The sequence below is a fragment of the Leptolyngbya sp. CCY15150 genome (genome assembly GCF_016888135.1).
Classification (GTDB): Bacteria; Cyanobacteriota; Cyanobacteriia; order RECH01; family RECH01; genus RECH01.
The window spans coordinates 1-216 of the sequence record NZ_JACSWB010000013.1; the positions used below are offsets into that span (position 1 = coordinate 1).

Sequence of the window (216 nt, forward strand, 5' to 3'; positions counted from 1 at the left end):
ACGCCTGCTCACTGGCGTTATTGGTGGGCGGGACGGTCGCATCAGTTAAGAACAGCAACAGATGATCTCGAATCTTCTGATAGCGTTTGAGCAACCGCTGTCCCTCGAGCAACTTAGGCTTGAGATTCAAAATCTCCCGCAGTGAGCCGCGAAATCGAGCGCAATACTGCTCAATCGTTGAGGGAGCCAGGGTATGTCGTCGTCGTTGCAGGGCAA

The 216-nt window shown here is 53.7% G+C and carries 1 pseudogene; it reads right to left on the reverse strand.

Going from position 1 to position 216, the window contains the following annotated elements:
• Positions 1-216: pseudogene (locus JUJ53_RS00055) on the reverse strand (IS66 family transposase); the annotation flags it as partial.